This window comes from Brachyspira intermedia PWS/A, from assembly GCF_000223215.1.
Lineage (GTDB): Bacteria > Spirochaetota > Brachyspiria > Brachyspirales > Brachyspiraceae > Brachyspira > Brachyspira intermedia.
On the sequence record NC_017243.1, the window covers coordinates 1,432,207 to 1,457,097 of the forward strand.

22 protein-coding genes and 1 pseudogene are annotated in these 24,891 nt (G+C 26.1%); 13 read left to right on the plus strand and 10 right to left on the minus strand.

Annotated features, from left to right (window positions below; translation table 11 throughout):
• Nucleotides 1–10: 10 nt before the first annotated feature.
• Nucleotides 11–1,135, minus strand: a complete 1,125-nt coding sequence (locus BINT_RS06275) for a glycosyltransferase family 4 protein (protein ID WP_014487715.1) — start codon at nt 1,133–1,135, stop codon at nt 11–13.
• A 161-nt stretch (nt 1,136–1,296) separates the two neighbouring features.
• Here BINT_RS06275 and BINT_RS06280 point away from each other — a divergent pair, with 161 nt between their 5' ends.
• Together BINT_RS06280 and BINT_RS06285 are read left to right on the plus strand one after the other, a co-directional pair.
• Complete coding sequence (locus tag BINT_RS06280; protein ID WP_014487716.1) at nt 1,297–3,531, plus strand: methyl-accepting chemotaxis protein; 2,235 nt, start codon at nt 1,297–1,299, stop codon at nt 3,529–3,531.
• 222 nt (nt 3,532–3,753) lie between these two features.
• Nucleotides 3,754–6,018: a methyl-accepting chemotaxis protein gene (locus tag BINT_RS06285; protein WP_014487717.1), complete on the plus strand. Its 2,265-nt coding sequence runs from the start codon at nt 3,754–3,756 to the stop codon at nt 6,016–6,018.
• Nucleotides 6,019–6,021: 3 nt separating this feature from the next.
• Here BINT_RS06285 and BINT_RS15090 read toward each other — a convergent pair whose 3' ends face one another.
• Nucleotides 6,022–6,141 carry a hypothetical protein gene (locus BINT_RS15090; RefSeq protein WP_234944367.1) on the minus strand — a complete coding sequence of 40 codons (120 nt, stop codon included), beginning with the start codon at nt 6,139–6,141 and terminating at the stop codon, nt 6,022–6,024.
• Nucleotides 6,090–6,578, minus strand: a complete 489-nt coding sequence (locus BINT_RS06290; protein WP_014487718.1) for a DUF4416 family protein — start codon at nt 6,576–6,578, stop codon at nt 6,090–6,092. The genes BINT_RS15090 and BINT_RS06290 overlap by 52 nt, the downstream gene beginning before the upstream one ends.
• Before the next feature lie 185 nt (nt 6,579–6,763).
• Here BINT_RS06290 and BINT_RS06295 point away from each other — a divergent pair, with 185 nt between their 5' ends.
• From BINT_RS06295 to BINT_RS06305, 3 genes are all read left to right on the plus strand, one after another.
• Nucleotides 6,764–8,539 (plus strand): GAF domain-containing SpoIIE family protein phosphatase, encoded by a 1,776-nt coding sequence (locus tag BINT_RS06295; RefSeq protein ID WP_014487719.1) that lies wholly within the window; start codon nt 6,764–6,766, stop codon nt 8,537–8,539.
• Between the two features lie 94 nt (nt 8,540–8,633).
• Entirely contained in the window at nt 8,634–9,632 is a 999-nt protein-coding gene (locus BINT_RS06300) for a hypothetical protein (RefSeq protein WP_014487720.1), read from the plus strand.
• A gap of 160 nt (nt 9,633–9,792) precedes the next feature.
• On the plus strand, nt 9,793–11,292 hold the full coding sequence (locus BINT_RS06305; protein ID WP_014487721.1) for a hypothetical protein: 1,500 nt from the start codon (nt 9,793–9,795) through the stop codon (nt 11,290–11,292).
• 101 nt (nt 11,293–11,393) lie between these two features.
• Here the strand turns inward: BINT_RS06305 and BINT_RS06310 are convergent.
• The 7 genes and pseudogenes from BINT_RS06310 to BINT_RS06340 all read right to left on the minus strand — a co-directional run bounded on the left by BINT_RS06310 (nt 11,394) and on the right by BINT_RS06340 (nt 17,438).
• Nucleotides 11,394–11,839, minus strand: a pseudogene (locus BINT_RS06310) ((R)-mandelonitrile lyase).
• A 27-nt stretch (nt 11,840–11,866) separates the two neighbouring features.
• Nucleotides 11,867–12,370 (minus strand): flavodoxin, encoded by a 504-nt coding sequence (locus BINT_RS06315; RefSeq protein ID WP_014487723.1) that lies wholly within the window; start codon nt 12,368–12,370, stop codon nt 11,867–11,869.
• A 642-nt stretch (nt 12,371–13,012) separates the two neighbouring features.
• Nucleotides 13,013–13,990 (minus strand): aldo/keto reductase, encoded by a 978-nt coding sequence (locus BINT_RS06320; RefSeq protein ID WP_014487724.1) that lies wholly within the window; start codon nt 13,988–13,990, stop codon nt 13,013–13,015.
• A gap of 62 nt (nt 13,991–14,052) precedes the next feature.
• Nucleotides 14,053–14,952 (minus strand): aldo/keto reductase, encoded by a 900-nt coding sequence (locus BINT_RS06325; RefSeq protein ID WP_014487725.1) that lies wholly within the window; start codon nt 14,950–14,952, stop codon nt 14,053–14,055.
• Nucleotides 14,953–15,490: 538 nt separating this feature from the next.
• On the minus strand, nt 15,491–16,336 hold the full coding sequence (locus BINT_RS06330; RefSeq protein ID WP_014487726.1) for an aldo/keto reductase: 846 nt from the start codon (nt 16,334–16,336) through the stop codon (nt 15,491–15,493).
• 260 nt (nt 16,337–16,596) lie between these two features.
• On the minus strand, nt 16,597–17,004 hold the full coding sequence (locus BINT_RS06335; protein WP_014487727.1) for a cyclophilin-like fold protein: 408 nt from the start codon (nt 17,002–17,004) through the stop codon (nt 16,597–16,599).
• A gap of 53 nt (nt 17,005–17,057) precedes the next feature.
• Nucleotides 17,058–17,438 carry a MerR family transcriptional regulator gene (locus BINT_RS06340; protein ID WP_014487728.1) on the minus strand — a complete coding sequence of 127 codons (381 nt, stop codon included), beginning with the start codon at nt 17,436–17,438 and terminating at the stop codon, nt 17,058–17,060.
• A gap of 261 nt (nt 17,439–17,699) precedes the next feature.
• Between BINT_RS06340 and BINT_RS06345 the strand changes: the two genes are divergently transcribed.
• The 8 genes from BINT_RS06345 (at nt 17,700) to BINT_RS06380 (ending at nt 24,869) form a co-directional block, all read left to right on the plus strand.
• Complete coding sequence (locus BINT_RS06345; RefSeq protein ID WP_014487729.1) at nt 17,700–18,416, plus strand: beta-ketoacyl synthase chain length factor; 717 nt, start codon at nt 17,700–17,702, stop codon at nt 18,414–18,416.
• Nucleotides 18,417–18,452: 36 nt separating this feature from the next.
• On the plus strand, nt 18,453–18,620 hold the full coding sequence (locus tag BINT_RS15095) for a phosphopantetheine-binding protein (protein WP_014487730.1): 168 nt from the start codon (nt 18,453–18,455) through the stop codon (nt 18,618–18,620).
• A gap of 100 nt (nt 18,621–18,720) precedes the next feature.
• Entirely contained in the window at nt 18,721–20,067 is a 1,347-nt protein-coding gene (locus BINT_RS06355) for an AMP-binding protein (RefSeq protein ID WP_014487731.1), read from the plus strand.
• Nucleotide 20,068: 1 nt separating this feature from the next.
• Nucleotides 20,069–20,401 carry a hypothetical protein gene (locus BINT_RS06360; RefSeq protein ID WP_014487732.1) on the plus strand — a complete coding sequence of 111 codons (333 nt, stop codon included), beginning with the start codon at nt 20,069–20,071 and terminating at the stop codon, nt 20,399–20,401.
• 12 nt (nt 20,402–20,413) lie between these two features.
• Nucleotides 20,414–21,376 carry an LpxL/LpxP family acyltransferase gene (locus BINT_RS06365; protein ID WP_014487733.1) on the plus strand — a complete coding sequence of 321 codons (963 nt, stop codon included), beginning with the start codon at nt 20,414–20,416 and terminating at the stop codon, nt 21,374–21,376.
• Nucleotides 21,377–21,379: 3 nt separating this feature from the next.
• Nucleotides 21,380–21,805: an acyl-CoA thioesterase gene (locus BINT_RS06370; protein WP_014487734.1), complete on the plus strand. Its 426-nt coding sequence runs from the start codon at nt 21,380–21,382 to the stop codon at nt 21,803–21,805.
• 195 nt (nt 21,806–22,000) lie between these two features.
• Entirely contained in the window at nt 22,001–22,570 is a 570-nt protein-coding gene (locus BINT_RS06375; RefSeq protein WP_014487735.1) for a LolA family protein, read from the plus strand.
• Nucleotides 22,563–24,869, plus strand: a complete 2,307-nt coding sequence (locus tag BINT_RS06380; RefSeq protein ID WP_049783495.1) for an MMPL family transporter — start codon at nt 22,563–22,565, stop codon at nt 24,867–24,869. Before BINT_RS06375 ends, BINT_RS06380 begins: the two co-directional genes overlap by 8 nt.
• The last annotated feature ends 22 nt before the right edge of the window (nt 24,870–24,891 follow it).

The following is a 24,891-nucleotide window of genomic DNA, read 5'->3' on the forward strand; positions in this document are numbered from 1 at the left end:
ATTAGAAATATTACAAGTGATTTACTATATATTTTATTACATTTTCACTATATGATGATACTGTAAAAATATTTAATATTGACTTTGAAGAGTGTATTATATTGTTTTTTATGTTTTTATCTTTATATGCTAATAACATGGAAGTTATTATTTCATCTGTATTTTCCATATTGCAGCTGATAGATAAATCTTTAACTATTTCGTATACTCCGGATTTATTTGATATTATAGATATGCAAGATGAGTATAATGCTTCTATTACGGTAAGTCCGAATGGTTCATTTATAGCAGGCATTACTAAGGCATAACTTTTATTTAATAATTCTTTTTTTTCTTCATCGCTTACAAAACCTTTGAATATAATATTATTATTCATATTTAATTTTTCTGTGAGTTTTTTTAAATAATTTTCATGTCTGCCTTTACCAGCTATTATAAATTTTAATTCTTTATCTTCTATCTTTTCAATGAATGATTTAAAAGCAATAATGGCATTTTCTAAATTTTTTGGCTTTTCAATTCTTCCAACATATACAAAATGCTTTCCTTTATTAATAGGCATAATATTTTCTGTATCAGTTATGCATGGGTATATAACTTCAGCTTCTCTGTTATAAACTCTTTTTACAGCTTCTTTAGTTCTTATACTATTTGACATTATATGATCTATTTTACTTACACCTAGTCTATCTAAATGCATTGTATATCTTGCAATTATATCCCAAGTCTTTTGAAGTTTTTTATAGCTTTCATCATCATGCCCGTAAAGCCTCACACTAGGTTCATGGCAATACCAAAAACTTTTAGGAAGTTTAATATTATTTTTTTGTGCATACTTTGAAGCAAGCCCAAAGAATATGGTGGCAGGGAAATTATGTATTAAAACGGCATCATAATTTATTAATTCATTTGCTAGAAATTTAGAAGTTTTATTAAATATAAAAGGATTTAATTTTATATCTGTTTTTATCTGTTTTATATAATTTGGTACATCATCTCTTAATCTATAAGTATAAATAGTTATTTCTATATTTAAACTATGACAGTATTTTGAAAATGCAAGTATTACATTTTCAGCACCGCCGTTATATCCGAAAGTAGGATGAAGTATAGCCAATTTTTTTATATTATTCATTTTATCAATAATAATTTATTTTTTATAATCTTACAATATTATAAACATAAAAATATTCATTTTATTAAAATATATACTAATATTTTGATTATATGTGAAGTTTGATTTAATTTTACAATTATGATATAATGTAGTTCAATTTTTATAATAAGGGTTAAAAAATGAAACTTAATAGTTTAACATTTAAAATACCGCTTATTATGGGACTTTCTATTACATTATCAATATTTGTAATAACAGTTATAATGTTTTTAATATCATTGAAGTCTGTTGATATAGCGGCTCAAAATGGATTTGAAACTACTGCTGCTGCCTATGAGGGTACAGCCAATCTATGGATAGAACATCAAAAATCAATAATTGAAAGCTTTGCTACTAATGAAAGTATAGTCAATTATTTATTATCTGCTGATGAGTATAATACTCAGCTTGCAAGCAATACTTTAATAGGATTTAAAAATTATAGGAATGCATCATTGCATTTCACAATTTTAAATAGAGAAGGTAAGGTTCTTCTTGATTCTGAAAATGGATCTTTGATAAACTATAATAATGGTTATGATTCAGATTTTACTTTATATAAAAATAATACAGCAAAAATGGGAATTGTTAAATCTTCAATAACTGGAGATGTCGTTTATAAAATGTATGCTGATATCAAAGATAATAATGGAAATGTTATAGGGGTTTTATCATCTCATATCGACTGGTCAGATTTTATAAAGCATTGTATTTCATTTGCTAAAATAGGAAATACAGGAAATATAATGATAGTTGATGAGGATAAGAATATCATTGCTCATAAAGATGAAAATCAAATTCTAAACAGCTTAAAAGATTTTAAAGCTCTTGATGATATGACTGTATTAAAAAAATCTATAAAGCATTATAGAGATAATGATAATAAACTTTATATGATGTATTTCAGTCCTATAATATATCCTCATTGGTATATAGTTGCCACAATAGCTGAAAGCGAACTTTATAGTCCTGTAAATAGTATGCTTAGACATCCTATATATATAGCGGCTATTTTGATTCTTTTATCTATTATTATGATTTGGATATTTTCAAAATATATAACATCTCCTATTAAAGAGATTGTTAAAGAGGCTGATAATATTGCAAATGGTGATTTAACTACTATAATATCTAAAAAACATTTGAATAGAAAAGATGAAATAGGAGATATTTTAAATAGCTTTAATAAAATGAAAAAAGTTATAAAAGATATTATTAAAGTTGTAAATTCAAATATATCTCAAACAAAAAGAACAGCTTATAGTTTATATTATTCTAATAAGGATTTATCAGAGAGAACTATATCACAAGCCTCAGATATAAATGCTACAACATCATTTATGAAAAATATTTCTCTCTCTATAGATGAATCGACTAGTGATATGAAATCTATGAGTGACGGTATGATAGATGCCAAAAATGAAATAAATAATGCAGGTTCTATAATATTTGATACAGCTAAAAATACAGAACTTGTTTTTGAATCCAGTAAAAAGATAGGAGATATAATAAAGATTATTGAGGATATAGCATTTCAAACTAATATATTAGCTTTGAATGCTTCGGTAGAGGCGGCAAGAGCAGGAGAACAGGGAAGAGGATTTGCTGTTGTTGCTTCTGAAGTTAGAAATTTGGCATTGAATACATCAGAGTCAGCTAAGAATATTACTTCTTTAATAGAAGATAGTAATGATAAAATTAAAAAAGCCACTGATTCTGCTAATATGTCCCAAAAGTTATTTGTTGAAATAGAGAAAAAAATAGAAAATACTACAAATATAATGAAAGATGTAGTTGTAAAGATTAATAAACAACAGGAAGATGTTTCTAAAATTAATAATTCTATGCTTAGTATAGATGCCAAAACCAAAGATAATGCCGATTTAGTTGAGCTTATGAAAAATTCTTCATCAGAATTGGAAAAGCAAACTAATAACTTTTTTAGTGCTATAAGTTTCTTTAAAACAGGTGTTCATCATTTGGATTGGTCAGAAAATTACAATACTAATAATGAACATATAGATGAACAGCATAAAAAATTATTAAATTTTATTAATGATATATATTCTGCTATATATGAAGAAGATGCTGAAAGAGTAAAGAATGTATTTAATATGACATTGGATTATACAAAATATCATTTTTCAGATGAAGAGAAACTACAAAAAGAAAATGCTGATAGATATAAAAAAATAAAAGAACATTTTGAACAGCATAGAAGTTTTGAGAATTTAGTTACTAGAAAAATTGATGAACTTAATACTTCAAATGACTGGAAAAATACAGCTTTAGATATGGCGAATATCTTGAGTAAGTGGCTTATTCAGCATATTGGGGTTTGGGATAAAGAATTTGTAAAAATGGTTGGAATATAGTAATAAAATTTTATATTATATACGATATTATTAATAAAAATATTTTGTAATATAAAAAACTTTTATTATCTTTTAATTATATAATTAATTAAAAGATATGGAATATTATATACTTATTAATAATTAATACTTGTAAGAAACATGTTCTATGTTGAAATTATTTTTATAAGTGTTATTATTTTATTTATACATTAAAATTAATAATATACTTCGGGAGAAAGTATGAAAATATATAGTTTAAGATTTAAAATACCTGTGCTGTTTATAACAGCTATAGTTTTATCTATATTACTTAGTCTTGGTGTGGCATTGTTTTTTAGTACAAAAGCTATAGATGATGCTGTTGAGAGCGGATTTGAATCTACATCAATTTCTTATAAAAATTTAATTAATCTTTGGCTTGAAGATAATCATTCTTCTATGGCTAATTTTGTTACTTCTCAGTCATTAATAAATTTTTTACTTAATACTCAAGATGAAACTTTAAAAGTTAGTGCTGAAGAGGCATTAAAATATTTTAAGACTTCTAAGAGATCATTCATTAATTTTATATTATTAGATTTAAATGGAAATGCTATATTAGATTCTGAAAACGGCATTCTTAATAATGTAACTATGGATAGAAATGATGAAGGTTGGAAGAAGTTTGTTTCTAGTGGGTATAATTCAGGAGGAGAGGCTAGTGTAAGTAAATCAGTTGCCACAGGAAATCCTACCTATAGGGTATGGGCTGGAATAAAGGATAATACAGGAAGAGTTATAGGAGTATTATCTGGAAACGTGGATTGGAGTGATTTAATTAATGGATATATTCTAAATGTAAAAATAGGGGAAACTGGAAAAATATCCATAATAGACGGCAATAAAAAAATATTAGCTCATAATGACAATGCTAGAATTTTAACTACTGCAGGAAATAATATTCCTTATGATGAAGTTTTTAAAAATAAAAATGGTATAATGCATTATAAGGATAGTTCTGATAATCAAAAATATTTAATGTCATATTATAATGTAGATAATACAGATTGGTATATTATAATAACTATGTTGGAAAAAGAGCTATATTCTTCATTAGGAAGAACTATTATATTCTCAATATTATTTGGAATAGCAATAATCATTATTGTAACAATTGTTATTGTAGGATTTACAAGAAGATTAACATCTCCTTTAAAAGAGGCTTTAAGATTAGCGAATTTAATATCTAAAGGAGATTTAACTTTTGAAGTAAATAATAAATATTTCGGTAGAAGAGATGAGACAGGAGAATTAATAAAAAGTTTTGATAATATGAAAACATCTATAAGAGATATCATAGATGTAGCCAATTCAAATGTTGCTTTAACTAAAAGAACAGCTTATTCCTTATCATATTCAAATAAAGATTTGGCTACAAGAACTTTGAATCAGGCATCAGATTTGGAAAAGACAGCTGAAGCTACAGAGGAGATTTCAAGCACTATAAAGAAAACTGCAGAAAATGCTGCTATCATTAATGATATGATGATAGATGCAAGAAATGCTGTAGAAGAAGCTGGAAGTATTATTGCTGAAACAGCTCAAAATACTAGTCAGGCATTTGAATACAGTCAGAAGATTAGCGGATTAGTAAAGTTTATTGAGGATATAGCATTCCAAACTAATATATTAGCATTAAATGCTTCTGTAGAGGCAGCAAGAGCAGGAGAGCAAGGAAGAGGATTTGCGGTTGTTGCTTCCGAGGTTAGAAACTTGGCTCAAACTACTCAAAGCTCTGTTAATAATATTACTTCATTTATTACAGAAAGTAATGAGAAAGTAAAAAAAGCAACAGATTCTGCTAATATGTCAAGAACTTTATTCGAAGATATAGAAAGCAAAATTGAAGAAACTACAAGAGTTATTGCTGATATGGCAAATACTACCAAAGAACAGTTAATAGGTATAGATAGTATAAATAATGCTATGTCAAATATGGATGCTCAAACTCAAGGCAATAGTTCATTAGTTTCATCTATGCATGAATCATCTAAAGAACTTGAAGAACAAATGGAAGAATTATCTAATGCTATGGCTTTCTTTAAAGTAGGGGCTAAGAAATTAGAGTGGCTTGATCAATATTATACTCATAATAAAACTATAGATGGTCAGCATGTTCAAATTATAGAATATGCTAATAAAGTTCATTCAGCTTTATATAATGGTGTAAAAGAAGATGTTGATGAAGCATTTAAAGGTGCTATTAATTATACTAAATACCATTTCTCTGAAGAACAGAAAATACAGGTTGCTAATAAAGATAAATATCATAAGATTAAAGAACATTTTGAAGAACATAGAAAATTTGAAAAAGCTATTGATGATCAATATAAAGCATTTAAATCCAGCAGTGATTGGCGTCAGGTAGCTATTGATTTTTCAGAGCTTTTGGCTAAACTCTTAATAGAGCATATAGGTGTATGGGATAAAGAGTTTGTAAGAATTGCTGGTATACAAGATTCTTAAAAATTATTTCCAATTAGAACCAAATGGAGAGCTTTCTATAAGTCTATTGTAGAAAAGCTCTCTTATTTTATTTAAAAACTTTTTTGTTTCATCGCTTGAATAATCTGCATAAGTCCATTCCAATTCAGTATATCCTTTTTCTTTTTGTATATAAGAGTTAAATCTGCAAATACTCCGTCTTTTAAATATATTCTATGTGTGAAATTTTTATTTGTAACTAGAATAAAATTTTCTAATGTTAGTATGGCAGGGTCTATATTAATTTTTCTATTATTATTTTCATCTGAATATTCTTTTTCTATACTGTCAGTTATTTTTTTTACATCGCTTATATAATCTCTTTCTATCATATTTTTAAAAACTATAAACCTTTTATTTAAAGATTCTCCCATCTCTTCTTTATAATAAGCAGAATGTGAAAATAAATATTCATCACTAATAACTTCGATTTCACCAAAATTATTAACAAGTTTTTCTAAAACAGAATTATATATATTTATATTATTATACATTAATGCAGTAACTAGAACTGCTTTTGATTGTTTCAATACTTTACTCATAGTACTATATTATATTATTTTTATTTATATTTCTATAATTTTTGCTATTAATTTTTTATTGTTATTTATTTATGTATTAAAAGTTTTATATTTCTTAAATATAAAAAGATTAAATATAGTTGACTATAAAATACACTATGATATAATAAAATAGTGTATACTAACTAATATATTAGAGGTAATTTGTGGATATATATGATATAGTTGACGACCCGGAAAAGCAGTTGGAAGTATTTTCTGGAATTATTAAAAGAATGAATGCAAGTAATGATCATGATGAAACTTTGATTACTATTATATCTGAAATAAAAACTATAATGTATACAGATTCTATACTATTATATTTAGTAGATCAGGAATTGTATAATTTGCATTATGAAATGTCCATAGGACCTCTTGGAAGTAAATTTTTTGGAAATATTATAGATTGTGAAAAACCGCTAGCTGTAAGAGCATACACTACTTCATGCTCTTTATATTCAAATGATCCTCAGGAAGATTCTGCATTTATACCTATGAAAGAAATTTTAGGAGAGGATTTAAAAAATATATTATTTGTGCCTTTAAAAGTTAGAAAGAAAAATATAGGCTCTTTATTTTTAATAAATAAAAAGAATGGTAAATTTATAGAAAAAGATACAGTTGTAATGTCTTTATTTGCTAATCTTGTATCTTTGGCTTTAGTTAATAAAATGGTATATGACAGAGCACAATCCCGAGCTTATGAGGTTGGTGCTTTATATCAGATGTCAATATCTATCAATAAATGTGAAACTATAGAAGAAATACTCAATGATAATATAAGTATAGTTTGCGAGGCATTTGAGGTACATAGAGTATCTGTTATTTTAAAAGAGAATGGTGTTTTCAAATTCAAAGCAGGTATTGGTATTGATGAAAATGTACTTAAATATGGTGTTGTAACTGTTGATGACAATGTACTTGCTGAGGTGCTTCGTACAGGTAAGCCTGTTTATTCTATTGATGTAGATAGAGATATTAGATTCAGACCTAATAAAAATCTTAGATATACTAGAAATAGTTTTATGGTTGCTCCTATAGTTGGAAAAGATGAGATTATAGGTTTTCTTTCTGCTACAGAGAGAAATATAAACAAAGCATTTAATTTAAGTAATTTATCACTTTTAGAAATGCTTGCTCAGCAGATAGGTGAAAATTATATGCATGTACTTTTATCTGAAGAGTCAAAAATAAAAGAATCTTTAACAGAGGAAATTAACTTTACAGAACAGCTTCAAAAAAGCGTACTTCCTAAAGAATTCCCAAGTGATGGATTATTTGATATTGCTGCTGTAAGTATACCTAGTAAGAATGTAGGCGGTGATTTTTACGATTATATAAAGATAAGCGATACTAAATATGCTCTTGTTATTGCGGATGTATCAGGTAAAGGTTTAGGCGCCGGATTTTTTATGACTATGACTCGTTCTATTTTAAGAGTGTATTTTTCTGAAATGGACGATCCTGCTAAAATATTAGAATCAACTAATAAACATATATACAAAGATTCTAATAATGGTATGTTTGTTACTTGTTTTCTTCTTGTTATTGATACAGAAAATAAAACTATTACATATTCTAATGCAGGACATTTATCTCAATTTTTAATAAAGAAATATTCTATTAGTACTTTAGATTCTATACATGAATTGCATACTCATGGAAAGCCTTTAGGTTTTATTGAAAATGCTACTTATCAGAATAAGCAAATTTCTTATTCTACTTCTGATACTATTATATTATTCACAGACGGAATAACAGAAACTTTCAATCAATCTGAAGAAGAGTATGGTGAAGAAAGATTAAAAGAACTTCTTAAAAATGATTATGATAATGCTAAAGAACTTTTAGATGATATAGTCAATGAAACAATTTCATTCAGAGGAAAAACTCCTCAATTTGATGATATTACTCTTTTAGTTGCAAGATTATTAAATTAATCATTATTACGTTTTAATAATTTTAATATGTTTTTCTTGAAATAAATACGGCTTTATGGTATATTGTGATTAATATTCTATAAAGGATTTTCTTATGAAAAAAATATTTTTATTAATCACAATTATGTCTTTAATTATAATTCAATGCGGTAATAAAACAGATACTCAAACTACTGCTGCTAATACAAATGAATCAGCACACTCAGATAATACTATACCAGCATCAAAAATATTATCACAAACAGATGCAGCATTTTTAGAGAAAGTAAAAAATAAAATAGTAATAGATAGAAATTCTCAATATACTTTTAAAGATAATGGAGATATAGAATATGTATATGATTCTGGAGATTATAGAGAAGAAAAAAATTATATATTTGAATCTTCAAAAGATGGAACAAATGCTTATTATTATGAGACTTATAATATACAAGATAAATACAAAGAAGGACCAAGCAATATGGCTACAAATTATGAAGGCTTTTCAGTAATAAATGGAATTCTTTATGAAGATAATTATGAAGGTTATGAAGGCGATCCTATTGAAACTATAATGGTTAAATGGGAAAAAGAAAATTATTATTCTAATTACTATTACAGAGAAGTAAAAGAAAATCCTAACTTTGATAACTTCCCTTATGAGAATAAAGCTGATGTAACTTTCGATGAGTACAATAGAATATCAAGAGGCATATTAATATCAAAATCAGATTATAAACTTGAAGAAGTAGGGGATATTAGCATGTATAATTTTGATAATGTATATACAAATGGTTATAATGCTTCTATTGAGTTAAAGAAAAATGATGACGGAACATTCTATTTCTATGCTATTAATGTAACTACAGATGAAAACGGACAAACAGTAACTAATATTCAAAGTACAGATACAGATAAAATGGTATTAGAAGAAAATCAGTATGTTGAGCCTTATTGTGAAATATTTGACAATTCTATGCAATATGGAGAAGTTTATGGTGCCGATGGTACATATATGATAGATATAACTCCTATAAGTTCTGATGCTTTAGTTTTAGTTGAAAATAATGGAAGTTATGGATTCAGCGGAGTGTTTAAAAAGAAATCTAATTAATTATATATATTTAGTTTTAAATTGTGAGGCTTTATCAATTAATATATTGGTAGAGCCTTTTTATTTTATAAATATTATTTAATATATAATGAATAATACTTATATTGAAATAAATACATCTATATAGTATACTTATTTCAATAATATAAAAGGAAAAACTATGAAGAAAATATTTTTACTCATTACAATAATGTCTTTAATGATAATTCAATGCGGTAATAAAACTTCATCTGATAATCAAACAGATGTTAATACAAATACTGTTAATACAAATGAAGCTGTACTATCAAATGAAACTATACCAGCAACAAAAATATTATCACAGGAAGATGCAGCATTTTTGGATAAGGTAAAAAATAAAATAATTATAAGCGGTATGGCTAAATACACTTTCAAAGATAACGGCGATATAGAATATGTATATGATTCTGGAAGTTATAGAGAGGATAAAAATTATATATTTGAATCTTCAAAAGACGGAACTAATGCTTATTATTATGAACTTTATAATATACAGGATAAGTACGAAAAAGGACCAAGTAATATTGCTACAAATTATAAGGGCTTTTCTGTAAAAAATGGAATTCTTTATGAGGATAATTATGAAGGATATGAAAGTGATCCTAATGAAACTATAATTACTAAATGGGAAAAAGAAAATTATTATTCTAATTACTATTACAGAGAAGTGAAAGAAAATCCTAACTTCGATAATTTCCCTTATGAGAATAAAGCAGATGTAATTTTTGAATCGTATAATGAAAGACAGCAAGGTATATTAATATCAGAATCAGACTATAGACCGGAAGAAGTAGGCAATATTAATACTTATAATTTTAATGGTATATATTCAAATAATAATGCTTCTATAGAATTAAAGAAAAATAATGATGAAACTTTCTATTTATATGCTGTTAACATAACTACAGATGAAAACGGACAAATAGTAACTAATATTCAAAGCACAGATACAGATAAAATGATATTACAAGAAAATCAGTATGTTGAGCCTCATTGCGGTATAGGTTCTCATACTTTAGATTATGAAGAGACTGTAGGAATGGATGGAGGTTATATTATATCTATTCAGCCTATAAATGCTGATACTATTATGGTAACAGAGCCTAATGGAAGTTATGGATTTACTGGTATATACAAAAAATCTCCTGAAATGGCAGCTGCTATAGATTCTAATGATAAAAGCACTAAAGAAAAAGCATATTATAATGCTTGCAGATGGTATGCTGAAAATTACAGTGAATTAAGTGATATTTTTAATAAAATAGTAGATTTCGATTTTGAGGGAGGCGGATATTATGAGATTAATATGGAGAATGTGTATCTCTATATAGCTAAATTTAAAAATTCTGGATATTTTTCTGACAATTATATTAAAAATTTAGAAAATAGTTTTGAAGAAATAAAAAAGAATTTGGAAGAAAATAAACAAAATGACGGGTCTGTTGAGGGTATGGAAGCTGATTGGTTTTTGGCTACACAAGAGATTGATTATTATCTTAATATTATAACTAATGAAATGAAGCTTAAAGATATAGTACCATATGGCGATGAAGGAGATGCTTTATGCATAAGTAATGAAGCAGGAGAGTCTGTTATTTTAGAGGTTAAAAAATATGGTGATGAATGGTTAATTGAATAATAAATATTTTATAGAAAGTTATTTATTATAAATATATGGTAAATTTTATTATGAGTGTCTTATTTATAAAGGCACTCATAATTTTTTAACACTTTTATTAATTACTTATTTTTTTTATAAGCATTATACTCTTCATCAGTAACATGTTCTAACCAAGTAACATTGTTGCCGTCTTTATCTCCAGTGATAGCGATATGCTTCATTCTGCAGTCAGGTGAAGCACCATGCCAATGTTTTTTATCTTTTGGACAGTAAAGAGCCTCTCCAGCATGAAACTCTAAAACTTCTCCGCCTTCTTCCTGAGTGAGCCCTATACCTTCAACTACAACTAAATGCTGTCCGCAAGGGTGAGTATGCCATGCAGTTCTTGCCCCTGCTTCAAATGTTACATAAGCTACAGAGAAATGTGAATCTTCATTAGGCTCTGTAAGAATTTCTACTTCAACATCTCCTGTAAAATATTCTTTTGCTCCTTTAAATTTTTTCCTTCTCCGTTTTTTATAAATATAGTTTTTTCTGGTGATTTTGGATATTCATAATCTGACATTTTATTTCTCCTTTTTGATATCATTAATTATTTTATTTTTACAAATATATCTTTGATCCATTTCTTTATTTCATTTTCAGCACTTGAGGCAGAACTTCCGTATACACTTAATATTTTAGATACTTGTTTAGATTTTGATTCTTTTTCTATATCTCTTTTAATGCTTCCAGAACCTCCGCCTCCATGAGTACAGAAAGGCATTATTATTTTATTAGAAAAATCAAAACTATTTAAAAATGTATTTACAGGAAGTGCAATTGTATTCCACCAGTTTGGGCTTCCTATAAATATAACATCATAATCATCTATGCTTTTTATATTGTTTTTTAATTTCGGTTTTATATTACTGTTTATATCTCTTTTAGCTTCGTTTAAAACTGTGTTATAACTTGATGAATATGGCTTTTCTGGTTCTGTATAAAAAAAGTCTATTTCAGCATTTGCAAATTCTGATTTTATAACTTTTCCTATGAACTCAGCAAGTTTTTTAGTGTTTGATGAATGTGAATAATATGCTATTAATGCTTTCATTTTAAGCTCCTATTATTGTTATCAATAAACTCGCTTTAAATTAGCTAATAACTAAAGTTATTAGCTGCTCGTTTATTTTTATTATTGCTTATTTTATTTAATATAATTATTTTTAACAAATTAATAAGTATTTACTATATTTTATAATTTATACTAGTCATTACAAATAATTAAAATAAGGAACAAATTTTTTATAAAATATAGTTGTTTATATATACTGAAACAAATATATTTTGTCAAAAATAAATTTATATTTTTGTTTTTATATCTGGGGCTTTGCCCCCGCTGTGCGTGCCTACGGCAACCCAACTTCTTTTGTTGCCACAAAGAAGCAGGCACAGCCCGCCTTCGGCGAAAGGCTATATTTATAACTTAAATGTAATAAATTATTTTACATGTAAGATAATTTTAGTATGATTTAGTACTAATTTTATATCTTGCACTTTTTGCAACTTTGACGAAGTCCGCCTGTGGCGTGCGGCGGGAAAAAGTTGACTAAAAAAATGACAAACTTAAAAATTTTTAGTATATACTAAAATAATTCATTATACAACTGTTTAAAGATCATTTTTGTAATTAAAAAATTAAATAATCTTATAAAGTAGTTTTGAAACAAGTATAATATTATAAATACAAAAAATATTATCTGCCTACTATTTCTAAATGTTCTTTTGGATATCTTTCTCCTTGTATAGTTATTTTTGATATTGCTTCATTTATTTTATTTAATTCTTCATTAGTAAACTCTACATTAATAGAGTATATATTTTCTTTTAATCTTTCTATTTTTCTTGTTCCCGGTATTGGTACTATAAATGGTTTTTGATACAATACCCAAGCTAATGCTATTTGTGATTTTGATACATTTTTTGTTTTTGCAATATCTTCTAAAATATCAATCAATACTTGATTTTGCTTTAAATTTTCTTTTTGGAATCTTGGTACAGAACTTCTAAAATCATTTTTTGCAAACTCTGAATCAGCGTTGAATCTTCCTGTCAAAAATCCTTTGCCTAATGGAGAGAAGGGAACAAAACCAATATTTAATTCTTCTAATAATGGTATAATTTCTTTTTCAGGTTCTCTCCAAATCATAGAGTATTCGCTTTGTATAGCAGTTAATTTGCATACTTTATCAGCTTTTTTTATAGTGTTTGCTCCGGGTTCTGAAATGCCCCAATGTTTAATTTTTCCTTCTTTTATTAATTCTTTCATTGTGTCTGCTACTTCTTCAATAGGTGTATTAGCATCAACTCTATGAAGATAGTATAAATCAATATAATCAGTTCTTAATCTTTTTAATGAACCTTCCACTGATGTTCTTATAGTTTCTTTTTTGGCATCTAATACAGGTTTTCCATTTACTGTTTTTATACCGCATTTTGTAGCTATTACAACTTTATCTCTGTATTTCTCTAATGCTTCGCCTACAATTTCCTCATTTTTGTATGGTCCGTAAGCTTCTGCAGTGTCAAAAAAATTAATACCTAATTCTACAGCTTCATGTATAAGTGATATTAATTCTGTTTTATCATAATTTTCATCATATACTACACCATATCCCATACAGCCTAAGCCTATTGCAGAAACTTCTAAATCTCCAAGCATTCTTTTTTTCATTTTATATTCTCCTAAAGTTTTATTAATAAATTCGTTTAAATTGCATAATAATTAAATAATCTTTAATACCAATCATGTTTTTCATTGCGGTTCAATTCTGATATTCTTTGCATATCATCATCGCTCAATTCAAAATCGTATATTTCTGTATTTTCTATTATATGTGATCTGTTGCTTGATCCCGGTATTACAATTACTCCTCTTTGTAAATTCCATCTTAATATGATTTGAGCAACTGATTTATTATGTTTTTTTGCTATATCTTTTAATACTTTATCATTTAGAAGTTCTTTTTGATGTCCTCTTCCTCCCAATGGATACCAGCCTTGCACAGCTATTCCCAAACTTTGAATATATTCTATTACTTCAGTATCTTGATAGTAGGGGTGTATTTCATTTTGTACTAAAGCAGGAATTATATTTATCTTTGGAAGAAAATCTTTTAATTCCTTTATGTACCAATTAGAAAGACCTACAGAACGAATTTTTCCTTCTTTTATAGCTTTCTCTATAGCCTTATATGCTTCAACATCATTATTTCCCGGGTGATGAAGAAGCATCATATCAATATATTCTACATTTAACTTCTTTAATGCATCATTGATAGCCTTCTCTGCATCATTATACTGATTAGGATATAATTTTGTAATGATAAAAATATCTTTTCTGTTAATTTTAGAATCTCTTACAGCCTTTCCAACTTCTTCTTCATTATTGTATATGTATGCTGTGTCTATCAATCTTACTCCGTTTTGTAAAGCATAAAGAATAGAATTATAGCAAACATCATTTAATAAACTATAAGTACCGATTCCATTTAAAGGTATTTCATATCCGCTATTAAGTTTGACAGTTTTTGTATTGAAATTGAAATTGCCTTTCATATTATTTGCCTCTGCTTTATTATTAAAAATTAGTACTGTTATAAAAATCAATAAAAAGCTTATAAAAATATTTTTCATAATTTTCCTTTTATAAATCAAAACCTATTTTTGTATTATTAAAACAATGCAGTAGTTTTCAAAGATAAAATAATACTAAAAAAATTATATTTTCCAATTTTTGCTGTTCTTTTTACGGTAGGAAAAAGAACAATAAAAAAAATTGACAAACTTAAAAATGTTCAATATAGACCTAAACAAATATAATTTCTCAATATATGTTATCAACTTTTTTGCCGCACAAAAAAGTTGCAAAAAACGCACAAACTACAGTTTAATATTTTAAGAATACGTATTAAATATGGTGTAATACCATAATTTTAGGTTACACCTTAAAAGTGGACTTCGTCAAATGCAGTCTTTCGCAAAGCGTATCCGAGCTTGTCGAGGATATAGGTTCTCGCCTGCCGTAGGCACACTTCGTGAGGCGTACTTAGTATGTGGCAATACCACAGGCACTTCCTTCGGTCGCAAAAGAAGTAGGGGCTTGCGTAAGCACGCAGAGCGGTGGGACTAGTCCCCGCAAATAATCTAAATTTAAAATTGCATTTTTAACTTATTATATTTTATAATTACATAAATATTTTACCGTTTCAATATCAGTATGAGATAAGAATAAACTTTGTTTAGTATCAAGTTTAGAAATTTCTTTCATATCATTATCATCTAATTCAAAATCAAATACATTGAAATTTTCTATTATTCTTTCTTTATGTACGCTCTTTGGTATAACAACAACATTTCTTTTTATAAGCCAATTTAATATAACTTGTGCAACTGTTTTATTATACTTTTTTGCTATAGACTTAAGTACTTCATTAGTAAACATATTATTTCTGCCTTCAGCAAATGGGCCCCAAGATTCTATTTGAATATTGTATTCTTTCATAAGTTTATTATCTTCTTCTCTTTGGAAAAATGGATGTGTTTCGATTTGATTTACCATAGGAGTTATTTTATTATGCATAACAAAATCTAATAATCTGTCAGGATAAAAATTGCATACGCCTATAGCTTTAATTTTTCCTTCATTATATAAATCTTCCATAGCTCTCCAAGAACCATAATAATCACCAAAAGGCTGATGTATTAAATATAGATCCAAATAATCTAAACCTAACTTATTCATAGAAACTTCAAAAGCCTTTTTAGCATTATCATATCCAGCATAGCTTATCCATAATTTAGTAGTGATGAATAATTCTTTTCTGTCAACTCCGCTTTCTTTTATAGCATCGCCTACAGCTTTTTCATTATTGTATGCAGAAGCTGTATCTATTAATCTGTATCCTGTTTCAATGGCATTTAGTACTGATTTTTTACATTCTTCATAATCTGGTATTTGAAACACTCCGAAGCCTAATATTGGCATTTCAAGTTCGTTATTTAATTTTACTTTTTTCATGTGATAACTCCTATTGTTGCTATCAATAAACTCGCTTAAGACTAGCTAATAACTAAAGTTATTAGCTGCTCGTTTATTTCTGTTGTTGCTATCAATAAACTCGCTTAAGACTAGCTAATAACTAAAGTTATTAGCTGCTCGTTTATTTCTGTTGTTGCTATCAATAAACTCGCTTATTCAATTTATCAAGTTTATTATCAATTATTTTTAAATTATAGCATTAGAGTTTACTCCAATGTCAATAGTCTTTTTATAATTTTTTAATTATTAACACTAAAAGTTATTTGTACGCTTCCTCTGCCAAGTGTATCTTTAAGTCCTGATGCATTCTCTATATATCCTATTTTTGTATAGCTATATGATGTAGAAAAGTTTTCATAAAAAAGAACTAAACAATTACTGCCGTATAGCATAAAGTCACCTGTTTTTATGCTTCCTACTCTTGATGATTGTGTTGTAAGGTTTTTACTCAAATTATGATATTTTTCATTAGCATTCAAATCATTCATAGTGATTGTTAGAGGCATCATAGCTAAAAAATCTTTTGCTGTTTGATTATCATATAATATTAATTTGTATTCTTTATTATTGATTTTTAAATTGATTGAAGTATTTAAAGTGTTCATAGTAGTTGTATTATCTCCATATACTGAGTTGCATGCTGTCATTATAAAAAGAAAAAAGTTAATAATATTTTCATTTTTTATCCTTTATTAATTAATTATTTTTTAGATAGTCTTTTTTCACATTCTCTCATCTTCGTATCATAGTTCTGTATTTTAAAATCTAATTTTTCTAATGTTTCTTTAAGTTCATTTATTCTATTTACTATTGTTTCTCTTTGATCTATTAGTAATTGCTTTCTTGCTTCTAAAGTGGCATCTCCTTTATTGTATAGCTTTATATATTCTATCAATGATTCTATACCCATTCCGGCACTTCTCATATATTTATCAAACTCTATCCATACTAAATCATGATCAGTATAATTTCTTATTCCGCTTTCGCTTCTTTCTACTTCAGGTATTATGCCTATCCTTTCATAATATCTCAATGTATCAGTAGATAATTCCATTTTTTTGCTGACTTCTGCTATAGTCATTATTATTACCTCCTTTTTTGTATGATTATAGCATTGGAGTGCACTCCAATGTCAATATTATTTTATATTATTTAGTTTAATTTATTATATAATTATATCAAATACTTATATATTATAATTATGTATGCTTAAAAGGTATGATATATTAGATTTTATTATTTGTTCTATTGATTTATTAAACGAGTATATTATAGTTGACTTTATAATATAATTTTGTATAATGAAAAATAATGAAATTATGATTTTTGTTTTAGGAAGTTTATGTCAGATTTAAGTTTTAGAGTATTGGATTGGGATTTCTTTGCACCAAATATGGATAAGAGTTTTATATTAGAGAATATAAATAATGATATAAAAATTACTTACGGCGATTCTAATCCGGATTTAGACTTTATACCTAGAGCACAAAAAAGAAGATTAAGCCAAATAACTAAATTTTCTTTTGAATCCATTAAAAATATTCTAAAAGAAAATGAACAAATACCAATTTTTTTCGTATCTAAATATGGTGAAATAAAACAGCAGTATAACATGTCTAAAAAGATAGTTACAGAACATGAAGTTTCTCCTGCTCTTTTTAGTTTTTCTGTTTTTAATACAGCAGTGGCACAGCTTACTATATTTTATCAAAATCATGAAAGAGCTATTGCTATTACATGCTACAATAATTTTATAGATACAGCACTTATTCAGGCTATGGCTTTTTTAAAAACTTCTGAAAGTGATAAAGCACTTATATTAATAGCTGATGAAAAGTTACCTGAAAGTTATGAGGAAATATCAAAAGACGGTAATTATTCATTTGCATTTTCTTGTCTTATTTCTAAAAAAGACCCAAATATTGATATTGATGTTATTAACAGAGAGTTTGATAAAGATGAAAATTCTATTATAGATTTTATAAAATTTATATCAACAGATACTGCCGATTTAGAATTAGGAAAAATTAAATTAATAAAAAATAATATATTTTATTGATAGATTTATGTAAAATTATAATAAGGAGAATTGTATATGAGTATTGAAGATCAAATAAAGCAAATTGTAATAGAGTCAGCAAATTTAGAAGGTGTATCTATAGAAGATATAGACACAGATGCTCCTTTATTTGGAGATGAATTAGGACTTGATTCTATAGATGCATTAGAGATAGGTGTTGCAATAAGGAAAAATTTAATATAACTTTTTCTGATGTAGAAGAAAACAATAAACAGTATTTTTATTCTGTTGCAACATTAGCAAAATATATAAGAGAAAATTCAGATAATAAATAAAAAATATTATGAGAAAATTAAGCAATACAAATTTTTATTCATTAAAAGATTCAGAAGATATTTTTCTTATTCATAAAGAGAATAAGAATTTTATAAAATATAAAGAGTTCATTTCTGATATAGTTAAAAGTTTAGAATATATTTCTAAATATAAAGAAGATACTATTACAGTATTCATTGAAGATGCATATAGATTTATTGCTGTTATTACTGCAGGTTTCATTCTTAAAAAAAATGTGAATGTGTTGAATAATAATAGCCCTAAATATGTTGAAAGCATAATAGATAATACTATGGTTTATATATCTGACACAGAAAATTCTGCTTTGAATTTAGATGAAGTGTTTGAAAGTAAATGTAATGATAAATGGTTTGATTTACTTAAAGAAACTATAATAGATGAAAATGTATATGTGAATTTTTATACTTCAGGATCAACAGGATATCCTAAACTTATAGAAAAAACTTTAAAGCAGTTTGAAGCTGAGGCTACTAAAATAGTTAACCAATTTACTGATAATATTAAAGATTCTTTATTTTTGTATACAGTACCTCATTATCATAGTTATGGATTTGTTTTTGCTGTATTAGTTCCTTTTATGCTTGAGTCTAAATGTATAAATAATAGAATTAATTATTTAGAAACTGTTAATAATTTTGCAGATTATGAAAAAATTACTATAGTTACTACACCTGCATTTTTAAAGAGAATAGATAAATCTTCTTTAAAAATAAAATCTAAATGGTATTTATTCTCATCTACAGGAATGCTTGAAGAAAAAGTTAATGACCTTTGTAAAGAGATATTTGGTACTGACGTTACAGAAATTTACGGAAGTACTGAAGCTGGTGCTATGGCTTATAGAAGAAGAAGCGAAAATCAATTATGGACTAGACTAAGTGTCGTAAAACTTAAAGTTGATGAAAATGGAAGTATAGAGTGCTGTTCAGGTTATACAGGTGAGAATGTTTGGATACATGTCGGCGATGTTGTTAACATGAAGAATGGAGATGAGTTTGAACTTTTAGGCAGAGAAGATTCTATAGTAAAAATTGAAGGTAAAAGAATAAGCGTACAGCAGATAGACAGACAAATATTGATGGATAAGCGTTTTAAAGATAGCTATACTATATATTGTAAATCTGATAAGAGAGAATATATTGCTTCTTTTATAGTAATGAATAATAAAGATAGAAATTCTGAAGATATGAAAAAATATGTTATTGATTATTTAAAAGGCTATTTTGAAACAGTTGTGTTGCCTAAAAAAATATATTTTGTTGACTCTATACCTAGAAGCGAAATCGGTAAAATAGACAGAAAAGCACTTGATGCCATAATGGAAGGAAATTAAATTGTCTAGTATAGATTATACTATAGAAGAACATACTCCTGATATGTTTAAAGCCAAAATATTTATAAGTGATAATTTATTTTATTTTGACGGACATTTTGAAAAATTTAAGCTTCTTCCTGCTATAGCTCAGATAAAAATTATTACTGATATATCTAAAAATGTTTTTCATAAAGAGTTAGTAGTAAATAAATTATTAAAATTAAAATTTATTGATATGATTCTTCCAAATACAAATATTTTTATAGAATGTCATTTATCTGATAATATTATTTCATTTAAGATATATGATGATAATAAAAAATATTCAGACGGTAAAGTATATTTTTCTTAAAGGTTTTTTGTTATGGCTCATTGGACGGAAGAAAAAGAAATAGGAAAGAGATGGAAAGCATTATTCTCTGTTTTTGTTTATAAAATTTTGGGAAGAACTTTTATAATACTTTATCTTATTCCTATAAGCATAGTTTATTTCTTTTATTCTAAAACTAGAATGCAGGCTTCCAGAGAATATTTAAAAAAGATGTCTAAATATAATAAAAAAATTAAATCTAATTTTATTTGTTCTTATAAGCATTTACTTTCATTTGTTGTTTCTATTTCAGAAAAATTTTCAGCTTGGAATGGTGATATACCTATGACAGATTTAGTTGTAAAAACTAAAGATAGTTATAATGAAGTTATTGATTTACTTAATAAAAAAAATGGTATGATAATATTATTTTCTCATATAGGAAATATTGAGCTTCTAAAAGGATTAGCTGCTATTAATGAAGGCAATCCCATTAAAGATTATAAGATAAATATAATAATAGACCCTAAAGTAAATAAAAATGTTAATATAGTGCTTGAAGAGGGTAAAAATAATTCTTATATAGATTTTATAGATGCTTCTAATATAGGACCTCATACCATAATAAGTATTGAAGATAAATTGAATAATGGTGAGATAGTAGCAATAGCAGGAGATAGAACTACAAATAAAACTGATAAAGTAAATTATATAAATTTTTTAGGCGAAGAAGCACCTTTTCCATGCGGGGCTTTTTTGATACCTATTTTGCTTAGATACCCTGTTTATTATTTCTTTGCATTGAGAGAAAACGATAAAATACTTGCAAAGAAATATAACTTTTATATATATCCTTCAAAAATAAAATTAAATGATGAAGAATTGAAAAACAGAAAAAAGAAAAATGAAGTTATATTAGAATTAACCAAAGAATTTGCTTCCATTATAGAAGAAAAAGCTATAGAATATCCTTATCAATGGTATAATTTCCATGATTTTTGGTATAAAGGAGATTAATTTATGGCAGCTAAAAAGTGTTATTTAGAAAATGATTATTATATAAAGCCTTCTTTTTATGATTTGGATCCTATGGGAGTTGTTTGGCATGGTAATTATATCAAATTTATGGAGCAGGCCAGAGAGGCTATGCTTGAAATTATAGATTATAACTATGATATTATGACTGCTAAGGGCGTTATGTGGCCTATAGTAAAATTAGAAATTAAATATATAAACTCTATAAAATTAAATCAGAAGGTTAGAATACATACAGCAATCACTGAATATTTAAATGGCATGAGAGTAGAATATACTTTTTATGATGAGAATAATAAAATCATATCAAAATCAAGCACATTGCAAATGCCTATTGACAGTGAAACTAGAAAAGGTTTTTTGAATAGTCCTAAAGATTTTATAGAGAGAATAGAAAGAATTAATAATTAAGTATAAAGTTTTTTTACAATTTGTATTTTTATTGTATTATATACTGATAAAAGGAAATTACTATTATTTATTACTAATTTTACATTTGCACTTTTTGGTTCTTTTTGCGGCGGGAAAAAGAACAATATGAAAATTGACAAACTATAGTTGTTTGCGTATATACTATACTATATAAATAATATTAGGAAATGTAAAATGAGAAAAATTTTTATAATATTTATGGCAATGGCTTCTATTTTATTATGCCAAGTTAAAGATGAATATAAAAATGCAAAACTATTGAAAGGAAGCTATACTCAAATAGTAAGTCAGAAAGGAAGAAGTTTTGAATCTTCAGGGGATTTTATTGTAGTTAGCGGTTATGGTATATGCTGGTTTACTAAAAGTCCTAAAGAGTCTATAACTGTAATGGGTGAAAAAAATGTTGTTCAGATAATGCCGGACGGAAAAAAGAAAGTTATGGCTGATTCTAATAATGCTATGTTTGCTCAAATAGCTAATATAATAAAGTCAATTTTTACCTATGATGAAAAAACTATAAATGAATCATTTAATAAAAGTGTTAATGGAAATATTATAGTTTATACTCCTAAAACTAATGAGCTTAAAAAAATAATAGAAAAGATAGAAGTAACTTTTGCTAATGCAGGATATATAGAAAAAATAAAAATGTATTCTTCTAATAACAGCACTACTGAATATATAATGAAAGTTTTATCTAAATCTAACAGAATAACTTCTGAGGAGACAAAATATTTTGAATAAAAGTATTCTGAATAATAGAAGAAAAATTTTTATATATATTTGGATAATTTTTCATTTATTTGCGGTTATATTATTTTTATCAAGATTTGGAAAAACGGCCAAAATAGATACTAATTTTTTGTCTATAACTCCTAAGTTTTTGGAAGATAAAGATTTTCAAAAGCCTTTGGAAGATTTCTTTTTTAAGAATTCAAGCAGTGTAAAAATATTTATAGAGAGTAAATATTTTGATAATGCTAAAAGTAATGCATTAAAATTAGATGAACATATAAAAGAGTCCTATACTAATGTGTCAGTTAATCTATATTCGAAAAATTATGATGATATTTTAAATACTATGGTGAAGTATAAATATCAGCTTCTTTCAAAAGAGATAAGAAATTATTTATTGAATGATGAGGCAGATATTGTGTCAGAAAATGCACTTGCAAATTTTTACTCTCCTTTTTTTATACCTATAGTTGATAATATTGAAGATGATCCTTTTTTGACTGTTAATTCAAAAATAAATGAGATTCTAACTTCAGAAAATAATTTGCAGTCAAGAGATTCAATACAATTTATAAATTATGATGATAAATATAATATTCTTGTAAATATTGATATGCCTAAAAATCTTGATAATGAAAAGTTTTTTGATGATATTACAGAATATTTAAAAGTATTAGAAAATGAAGGAAATATAAAAACATATATTTCAGGTGTTCCTGTACATACTTATTATAGTCAGAAAAGTGCCAAGTTTGAAATTACTATTATATCTATAGTATCATTTATTGTTATTTGTTTGATATTCGTTTTTATATTCAAGTCTTTGAAGCCTTATATAATTTCAATGTGTACTATACTGATATCAGGTTTATCTGCATTTTTATATTCATCTGTATTTTTTGATTCGATTCATATATTTACATTTGTATTTGGTACAAGCCTCATAGGTATATCAATAGACCATTCAATACATTTTATAACTGAATGGTACAATGAAGAAGATAAAAAAGAAGTATTGAAAAAAATATTTCCTAGCATGCTTTTAGGTTTTGTAACTACAATAGTGAGTTATTTATCATTGTCTTTAACATCTCTTATATTATTAAAGCAAATAGCATTATTTTCTATATTCGGACTTTTAAGCTCATTTCTTACAGTAAACATAATATATCCTTTATTGTTTAAAAATGATAAAAGCGTGATAAAGAAATCAATACTTGATAAAAGCAAGAATATATTAAATGATTATGTTAAAATAATAAGCATAAGAAATGTATTAATTATATTTGTAGCTATTATAATAATTTCTATAATATTCATACCAAAAATAAAAGTGAATTTCTCTGCTAATCAGCTTTATAATACACCGGATTTTCTATTTAATAGTGAAAAAGAAGTTTATAACAGATTAAATACATCTCTTGCAAAAAATATTATAATTTCAAGAGGAGATACTCTTTCGAAGGCGTTATCAGCAGAGGAGAGCATAGCGAATAATTTCAGCAATAATAATTATACTGCTATATCAAAAATATTATATTCAGAAGAAAGACAGAAAGATAATGTGAAGCTGGTAAATGATAAATTAATGCCTATATTAAGAAAACAGACTGAAGCTTTGAATTTAGATGAAATTTCTTATCAAAGAATAAAATCAGAATTTGAAAATACTAAAAATGAAGTTCTTGATATAAATAAAATACTTGAGAATACTAATTTCAATGATTTAAATAAAATTATAGTTACTAATAATAATAGATATTTTATTATAGCTACTAGCGATTATAATACAAACAATATAATAAAATCGGATAATAATGATGTGAAAATATTTAATATAAATGAAGAAATTAATGATGCTTTAGATGGTACTGCTAAAACTGCTGTAAAAATGGCTTTAATAGCCTATATTATAATATTTATAGCTATGATAATATTCTTTGATACAAGCAAAGCTATAGCTATAATAATTGTACAGTTAATGTCTATATTAATAAATTTGTCAGTACATTCAATATTGGGTATTAATATAAATATATTTTCTATATTTGCTTTGATACTTTCTATAGGAATATCAATAGATTATTCAATATTTTTCTCAAATAGTGCGGCAGATAAAGAGATTACGTTTTTAGCTGTATTTTTATCCATGATGACAACCGTATTATCATTTGGTACATTGGCATTTAGCAGTTTTATACCTGTAAAATCTTTCGGATTGTTCTTATTTATTGGAATTTTATCATCATTTATAATTTCTCCTGTATTGTTTAATTTTAATAAATTGATAAAAAATAATAATGATTAAATAATTTGACATTTTTGTTATA